Origin of the sequence: Mycobacterium innocens, assembly GCF_900566055.1 — a bacterium.
In the GTDB taxonomy this organism is placed as follows: domain Bacteria; phylum Actinomycetota; class Actinomycetes; order Mycobacteriales; family Mycobacteriaceae; genus Mycobacterium; species Mycobacterium innocens.
In genome coordinates, this window is record NZ_UPHQ01000247.1 from 1 (window position 1) to 7,445 (window position 7,445).

At 67.4% G+C, this 7,445-nt stretch carries 6 protein-coding genes and 3 pseudogenes; 5 read left to right on the forward strand and 4 right to left on the reverse strand.

The annotated features are described in order from the left end of the window. Nucleotides 1–173: 173 nt before the first annotated feature. Together EET03_RS33120 and EET03_RS23450 are read right to left on the reverse strand one after the other, a co-directional pair. Nucleotides 174–831 (reverse strand): annotated as a pseudogene (locus tag EET03_RS33120) (GTP 3',8-cyclase MoaA); the annotation flags it as partial. 70 nt (nucleotides 832–901) lie between these two features. After that, a complete protein-coding gene (locus EET03_RS23450) occupies nucleotides 902–1,372 on the reverse strand; it encodes a molybdenum cofactor biosynthesis protein MoaE (RefSeq protein ID WP_244232503.1) in 471 nt (156 codons plus the stop codon). A 244-nt stretch (nucleotides 1,373–1,616) separates the two neighbouring features. Between EET03_RS23450 and EET03_RS23455 the strand changes: the two genes are divergently transcribed. The 4 genes from EET03_RS23455 to EET03_RS23470 are packed head-to-tail and all read left to right on the forward strand — an operon-like array spanning nucleotide 1,617 to nucleotide 5,863. Continuing rightward, complete coding sequence (locus tag EET03_RS23455) at nucleotides 1,617–2,555, forward strand: SDR family NAD(P)-dependent oxidoreductase (protein WP_075541902.1); 939 nt, start codon at nucleotides 1,617–1,619, stop codon at nucleotides 2,553–2,555. Continuing rightward, entirely contained in the window at nucleotides 2,552–3,352 is an 801-nt protein-coding gene (locus tag EET03_RS23460) for an acetoacetate decarboxylase family protein (RefSeq protein ID WP_075541901.1), read from the forward strand. Before EET03_RS23455 ends, EET03_RS23460 begins: the two co-directional genes overlap by 4 nt. Nucleotides 3,353–3,354: 2 nt before the next feature. Next, nucleotides 3,355–4,569 carry an amidohydrolase family protein gene (locus EET03_RS23465; protein WP_075541900.1) on the forward strand — a complete coding sequence of 405 codons (1,215 nt, stop codon included), beginning with the start codon at nucleotides 3,355–3,357 and terminating at the stop codon, nucleotides 4,567–4,569. A 16-nt stretch (nucleotides 4,570–4,585) separates the two neighbouring features. Next, on the forward strand, nucleotides 4,586–5,863 hold the full coding sequence (locus EET03_RS23470; protein WP_075541899.1) for an amidohydrolase family protein: 1,278 nt from the start codon (nucleotides 4,586–4,588) through the stop codon (nucleotides 5,861–5,863). 156 nt (nucleotides 5,864–6,019) lie between these two features. On the opposite strand, the gene EET03_RS23475 is transcribed toward EET03_RS23470, so the two are convergent. Next, complete coding sequence (locus EET03_RS23475) at nucleotides 6,020–6,289, reverse strand: YncE family protein (protein ID WP_167470689.1); 270 nt, start codon at nucleotides 6,287–6,289, stop codon at nucleotides 6,020–6,022. A gap of 237 nt (nucleotides 6,290–6,526) precedes the next feature. Here EET03_RS23475 and EET03_RS23480 point away from each other — a divergent pair. Then, a pseudogene (locus EET03_RS23480) lies at nucleotides 6,527–6,904 on the forward strand (NHL repeat-containing protein); the annotation flags it as partial. Between the two features lie 447 nt (nucleotides 6,905–7,351). Here the strand turns inward: EET03_RS23480 and EET03_RS23490 are convergent. Beyond that, nucleotides 7,352–7,445, reverse strand: a pseudogene (locus EET03_RS23490) (ExeA family protein); the annotation flags it as partial.

Consider the following 7,445-nt stretch of genomic DNA (forward strand, 5'->3'; position numbering starts at 1 on the left):
ACATATCCGCCGCCGCCATCCGCCGGTCCTGCAGAGCCTGAAAGTCCCTCCGCGCACGCACCCGAGCGCTGGTCCCCGACCGCCGCCTACCGGCATTTCCCGCCACACGCCAATTGTCCTATACGGCAACACGAATCCCGCCGAGCGACTCACCGTATTACCGAAACATCTTTTAACTCGAATTCGGCCCGCAGGCTGCTCAAAATCGCTTCAGCCTCAACCATTTTCCCACGGTCCCAGCCATGCTGGGCATCCAACGGCATCTGTTCGATGAACCTCAGCTCATGGTCGTGGGCTAGCGCAAAACGCAGCAGCGAGGTTGGCTCGTCGTCATTGACTCCGCGCAACAGCACCGCGTTGATCTTCACCGGACCCAGCCCGGCATCTTTCGCGGCAGCCAAACCTGCCAGCACGTCCCACAGCCGGTCGCGGCGGGTGATCCGTTGGTAGCGGTCGGGTCGCAGCGTGTCCAGTGACGCATTGACCCGGTCCACACCAGCGGCGGCCAGCGGGATAGCCCGCCGGGCCAGGCCGATACCGTTGGTGGTCAACGAGATTCGCGGCCTGAGGCGCAATCGTGCGATCCGAGCGACAATAGAACTCCAAGCCGCGGCGCAGCTGAGGCTCACCGCCGGTGAATCGGACTTCTCTGATACCAAGCCGTGCTACCGCGATGTCAACCAAGTAGACGACTTCGTCGTCGGTGAGCTGGGCGGAATCAGCAATCCAGTCAAGGCCGTCGGCCGGCATGCAATACGAGCAGCGAAGGTTGCACCGATCGGTCAGCGACACCCGCAGGTCCACGGCCCGCCGTCCCAACCGGTCGATCAAGTAAAGTACGGGCTCTCGGGGCGATCGCCAACCCGCGGCGTAATTCAGGGCGTACCAAGGCTTATCACCGTCATGGCGCACCGACCCACTCGTTTTCGCTGTCGGTGAAGACCTGGAGCTTCCACACCGGAAGGTCACGCTTGACCGCCTCAACCAACGCCCGACACGCGCCGAACGCCTGACGACGGTGCTCGGCGGCCACCACCACACACAACGCCACCTCGCCGACATCCAGCCGACCGACACGATGAGCCGCCGCGATCCCACAAACGCCCCGATGCGCGTGCGCCACATCGCCTGCGACGCGGCCCAACACAGCCTGCGCGATCGGGTGCGCGCTGTACTCCAGCGCCACCACACGCCGACCCCGGTCATGGTCACGCACCGCGCCGACAAACGTCACCAACGCGCCGGCGGCCGGGTTATCCGCGAGCTGCTGATAGCGCCCCACATCAATCGGGGCGGCTTCGATCGCGGCACGGACCACCGCGTCGTGATAGACGGCGGTCACCCCATCCGGGCCGGTGCCGGCGGATGTCACCGACGACTCCCGCCCCGCCACCCCTGATGTTCGCTGGCATCAACCATCCTTACCCCGTCGCCTTTTGCATTGGCCGCACATCGCCGGCCAACGGCCGTGGTGAAGCGTCAAATTAGAACGATCGGGTTGGCCAGTCGTAGGTCATCCGCTCAAACTCGCGCCGGCCCCGGGCGCGTCGCAACGATTGTGGCCGAATTACGCGACGGATTGAGGCGATATGCGCCACCATGTGACGGTGGCCGCGATGAGGGACCTTCGGGGCAAGGTGGCGGTCGTCACCGGCGGAGCCGGAGGCATCGGCCGGGCCGTGGGCAGGCGTTTCGGCCAGGAGGGCATGAAGGTGGTGCTGGCCGACGTCCTCGCCGAACCGCTGGACGCGGCGACCCGCGAACTCGCGGACGAGGGCATCGAGGTAGCCGGGATGGTCACCGACGTCACCGACTATTCCTCGGTCGAGTCGCTGGCCAGGCAGACGCTCCGCCACTTCGGCGCGGTGCACGTGGTGTGCAACAACGCCGGCACCGGCGGGGTCTCCGAGGGCTACATGTGGGAACACGACCTTGCCGACTGGCGCTGGGGCATCGACGTCAATGTGCTGGGCGTCATCCACGGCATCAAGGCCTTCGTACCGATCCTGCTCGAGCAGGGCGAGGGACACGTGGTCAACACCTGTTCGGGCAACGGCGGGTTCGCGCCGATCGCCCGGGGCGCCCTGGGCGGGCCGGCCAACGCCGTCTACCCGATGACCAAGGCCGCGGTGCTCTGCCTGACCGAGAGCCTCTACACACACCTGGAGATGACCGGCACGCGGGTGCGGGCCCATGTCTTTTTTCCCAGCGGTTTCTTGAACACCGGGATCTGGGAGTCCTGGCGGCACCGGCCGGAGCGCTACGCGCCGACCCAGCAACGCCGGACACCGGAGCCGACTCTGGCGGCGGTGGTGGGCCGCTTCGAGGCTGGCGGCCGCCGCGTCGAATTCACCCCGCTCGAGACAGTCGCGGACCAGCTGGTTGAGGGGATCCGGGCGGACCGCTTCTGGGTGCTGGGTCCACCCACATCCGCCGACGACGTCGTGACCCGCAAAGCGGCATCGATCGTTGCCCGCACCAACCCCGACTACCTGGTCGACGTCCTCGGCCGGCATGCCGGGCAGGAACAAGAAACCGAAGGAGCGCAGCGTTGAGCACCGCAGTCCGATATGGTCCCCGCCCACCCCAGGCGCAAGTCGACCACGAGATCGACGTCACCAAGGCGCCCATCGCCACCGAGGCGGTGACCGTCACCTATCTCACCGATCCGGAGATTGTCGCGGCCGTGCTGCCCAAGCCGCTGGAGCCGGCGGACGAACCGCTGGTGCGAGTCCAGCTTCAGCGGGTCCGGATAGAGGGCAGGCCGCCGTTCGGGTCGGCGGTGTTTGCGGTGACCGCCCGCCATGGCGAGCGCCGCGGCGACTACCCCCTGTTCATGCCCCAGTCGACCGAGCAATCGGTCACGGGCGGGCGCGAAACATTCGGCGAGCCCAAGAAACTGGGCCGCATCGAGGTGCAACGCGACGGGGACCGCATCAGTGCAACCGTGGAGCGGCTGGGCTATCAGCTCATCACGCTGAAAGGCCGGGTCACCGGTCCCGCGGAATTGCCGGATGACCAGGTGAACACCGAGTTCTACTTCAAGTTCCTGCGTTCCCCGGACGGCAACGGCATCACCGACCCGCACCTGGTCTACGGCGAGTACCACCGGCACTACGAGGTGCTGGACAACATCGACGGCACCCTCGGGTTAGGTGAGTCGCCGCTGGACCCGGTGGCCGACATCGTGATCCGCGAGATCAGGTCGATCACCTGGTGCCGCCGGCGCACCATCCAGGTGGCCAGGATCGCCGAGCGGGTGCCACAGGAGTGGCTGCTGCCCTACGTGCACCAGCGCTACGACGACCCGATCCTGTCAGCGTCCCCGGCCCCCGAGCCGGCACGGGTCTAGCCATGGACCGATACACCGTCATTTCGGCCGACTGCCACGCCGGCGCCGACCTGCTCGACTACCGCGAATACCTCGATCCGCAATACCGGGAGGAATTCGACGGCTGGGCGCCGACGTTCGTGAACCCATTCGGCGACCTCACCGAGCCCGACGCCGAGCGCAACTGGAACAGCGATCGGCGCAACCGCGAACTGGATGAGGACGGCATCGCGGGGGAAGTCCTTTTTCCCAATACGGTGCCGCCGTTCTTTCCCCAGGGCAGCCTGGCCGCCCCGGCACCGCAAACCGCCCGGGAACTCGAACTGCGCTGGGCCGGGCTGCGCGCGCACAATCGCTGGCTGGCCGACTTCTGCTCCCTGTCACCCGAGCGGCGCGCCGGAGTGGGCCAGATCCTGCTCGGGGACCTCGACCAGGCCGTCGCCGAGGTGGCCCAGATCGCCAAGCTGGGGCTGCGCGGCGGTGTGCTGCTCCCCGGGGTCGTTCCCGGCACTGACATCCCCGCGCTCTACGCCGAGCACTGGGAACCGCTGTGGGCGGCGTGCGAGGAGGCCGGCGTGGTGGTCAACCACCACGGCGGCAACGCCGGACCGACCCCGACCGACGGGTGGGGTAGCTCGTTCGCGGTGTGGGTGTACGAGACACATTGGTGGTCGCATCGGGCGCTGTGGCACCTGATCTTCAGCGGCGCACTCGATCGCCATCCGGACCTCACCGTGGTCTTCACCGAGCAGAGCACCGGATGGATATCGGCGACCCTCGACTCGCTCGACGTGGCGGCCGCACGTTTCGGGAGAGCGAACTCGGCGATCGCCCGCTTCGCCGGCCCCACCGCGGGCTCGCTGCCCTTGAAACCGAGCCAGTACTGGGCCCGCCAGTGTTACGCCGGTGCCAGCTTCCTGCGTCCGGTCGAGTGTGCCCAGCGCCACCGAATCGGCGTCGACCGGATCATGTGGGCTAGCGACTACCCGCACTTGGAGGGGACTGCTCCCTACAGCCGCGAGGCGCTGCGCCACACCTTCAGCGACGTCCCGGCCGACGAGGTGGCGGCCATGGTGGGCGGCAACGCGGCGGCCGTCTACCACTTCGACCTCGAGGCCCTCGCACCGCTGGCCGACCGAATCGGCCCGACGGTGGCCGAAGTCGCCGAGCCGCTGGCGGCCGTGCCCGCCGACGCGAGCAGCACCGCCTTCGAGCCTGAGCCCATCCGTGCCTGGTAGCGAAAGGACCCCACCCATGGACAGCCGGGACCCCTACATCATCATCTCCGCAGATTGCCACGCCGAGTTGCCGACCGAGCGGTACCGCGAGTACATCGACCCGGAATACCGCGAGGACTTCGAGGCCTTCCTGGTCGAGAAGGCGGCCGCGGCTCAGGTCGGCGGATTGATCGACGAGCAGTTCGCGCAAGCGTGGTTCTCCGAGCATGGCGACGGCATCGCCGGCGGATGGGACGTAGGTTTGCGCGACAAAGAGCTCGACGGCGACGGGGTGGTCGGCGAGGTCATCTTCCCCGACGCCGACGCCGTGAGCGGGGTCGCCGGGGCCCCGTTCGGCGCCGGCCTGGCACAGTCGGGCGACCTCGACCCGGGCCGGGCGATGGCCGGGGCGCGGGCCCACAACCGCTGGTTGGCCGAGCTGTGCAGCCACAGCCCCGAGCGGCGGGCCGGGGTGGCGGTCGTGCCGATACTGGCGGACATCGATGCGGCGGTAGCCGAGATCACCCGCGCCGCTGAGTCCGGGCTGCGGGGCGGGATCATGATCCCGGCGCGCTGGGCCGGCTACCCGCCCTACCACGACCGTCGCTACGACCAGGTCTGGGCCGCCTGCCAGGACCTGCAGATGCCGGTACACACCCACGTCGGCGCCGCCCCGCAGGAGGACTACGGCGAGCACCTGGGCATCTATGTCACCGAGGTGCGCTGGTGGGGGGTCCGGCCGCTGTGGTTCGCCTTGTGGTCCGGGGTTTTCGAACGCTTTCCCCGGCTGCGCTGGGGAGCCACCGAGTGCGGCGCGTTTTGGGCCAGCGACCTGCTCTGGCTGATGGACACGCGGTACCTGCGTGAGCACTCGGCCAAGAAGATGAGCCGGCGGATGGAGGGCGATCTGACGATGCCGCCCTCGGCGTACTTCGACCGGAACTGCTTTATCGGGGCAACCACCACCGAGCGCCGGGAATTGGCGCGGCGCCACGAGATCGGCGTGTCAAACATCCTGTGGGGCAACGACTTTCCCCATCCCGAAGGGACCTGGCCGCACACCCGCGATTGGCTGAAACGCTCGTTCTGGGACATTCCCGTGGCGGAGACCCGACAGATCCTGGGCCTGGCGGCGGCGAAGGTGTACAACTTCGACCTGGGCGCGCTGGCCGCCCTGGCCGAGCGCATCGGCCCGACGCCCGAGGACCTGGGACAGGACGACGCGGTGAGCGTCCCCAAGTGGGAGGCGGCCCGGCAGGCCGGACGCCACTGGCTGACGGGTGCGGAGCCGTTGCCCGAGCTTGTGGAGAGCTGAGGGCTGCAAGCCGGCGAGTGCCCACTCGGCCCCGGCCAGCAGATTCCCGACGCCTGCCCGAAACCGTCACCAGAATCACGCATGATGCGATCTGCGGCGGCAAGCATCTGACGTCAACCCTGTATTGACTTCGCCAGGCAAGAGCGGTGCTGAACCCTATGGACGTTCGATCAACGACACCGTGTCATCGCTGTTGTTGGCAACGTAGACGGTGTGGGTGCCCGGGTCCACCGCCACGCCGTCCGACCACTTGCCGACGGGAATAGTGGCGGTGACCGTGTGCGTCGACCCGTCGATCACCGACACCGTGTCGTTCAAACTGTTGGTGACGTAGACGGTGTGGGTCCCCGGATCCACCGCCACGCCGTTCGGGTACTTGCCGGCGTTCACGGTGGTGGTAACCGTGTGCGTCGATCCGTCGATCACCGACACTGGTGCTAAATAGGACTCTGCCAACATCCTGCGGGCGGAGTGGACTGAGCTTATGGTCGCGTTATCCGTGGTTGCCAACTTGGTGTCGGAAGGATCGTGGTGGAGAACGAGACCGGTGCCCCCCGCCGGCGGTGGCGGCGCAAAAGCCTCTTGATCCCCGCCGTTCTGCTGACCGTCGCCGTCATCGCTGCTGCCGTCACCACGTTGATCCTCCGCACCATCGAGCCTTCGTCCGGTGCACAGTCGGTGCCGCCGTTCACGGGCCTCAAATACCCCACCGGGGTGGCGGTGGACGGCGCGGGCACCGTGTACGTCGCCGACGAACTCCGCGGTCGGGTGGTGACGCTGGCGGCGGGATCCAGCGCTCAGACGGTGCTGCCGTTCACCGGCCTCATCGGCCCCGACGGCGTGGCGGTGGACGGCGCGGGCAACGTCTACGTCACCGACATGGGCGATCGGGTGGTGAAGCTGGCGGCCGGATCCAGCACCCAGACCGAGTTGCGGTTCCATGGCCTCAACCAAACAACCGGGATCGCCGTCGACCGCGCGGGCAACGTGTACGTCGCCGACGCCCGCAACAATCGGGTGGTCAAGCTGGCGGCGGGGTCACGGTGAGGTTCAGCGCATTCTTTGCCGTCATTGAATTGAGTTGCGCTTCGACGGTTGTTCTGTGCGATCTTGCGAGGGCCGAGCTGCCACGAACGCTACTTTGGGAAACCCGCGCGGCGAGTCAGGTGGATGCTCTGGAGCGTGACCTCCTGGCCGCGAGTCGCGAAGGCCTGCAGCTTGTCAACCTCGGAGCGTGCCAGTCGTAAAGACATGCAGGGCAGAAGAACTCGAAGACCGTCTGGACTCATCCTCGCATTCTGGGAGTGATGTCCGGCCACAGTCTCCGTTGACCGTCCGCACCCGGACCGGCCAGACGGTCGACGACTGTTGACCGGCATTCACGATGAGGATGATGGCGGCGTTGATCGTGAGGATGTGCGGGTATGAAACGACCCCGCCGGTGGATGTCCGGCAGGGTCGGTGGTGTTCGGGGTGTCGGTGTGGTGTTCAGTCCGCCGTGACTTCGGCAACAGCGGTGCGGGTGGAGGATTCGTCGACGATGGCCTTGTCGGCGGCGAACGCGGCGACGAGGGCTTGTAGC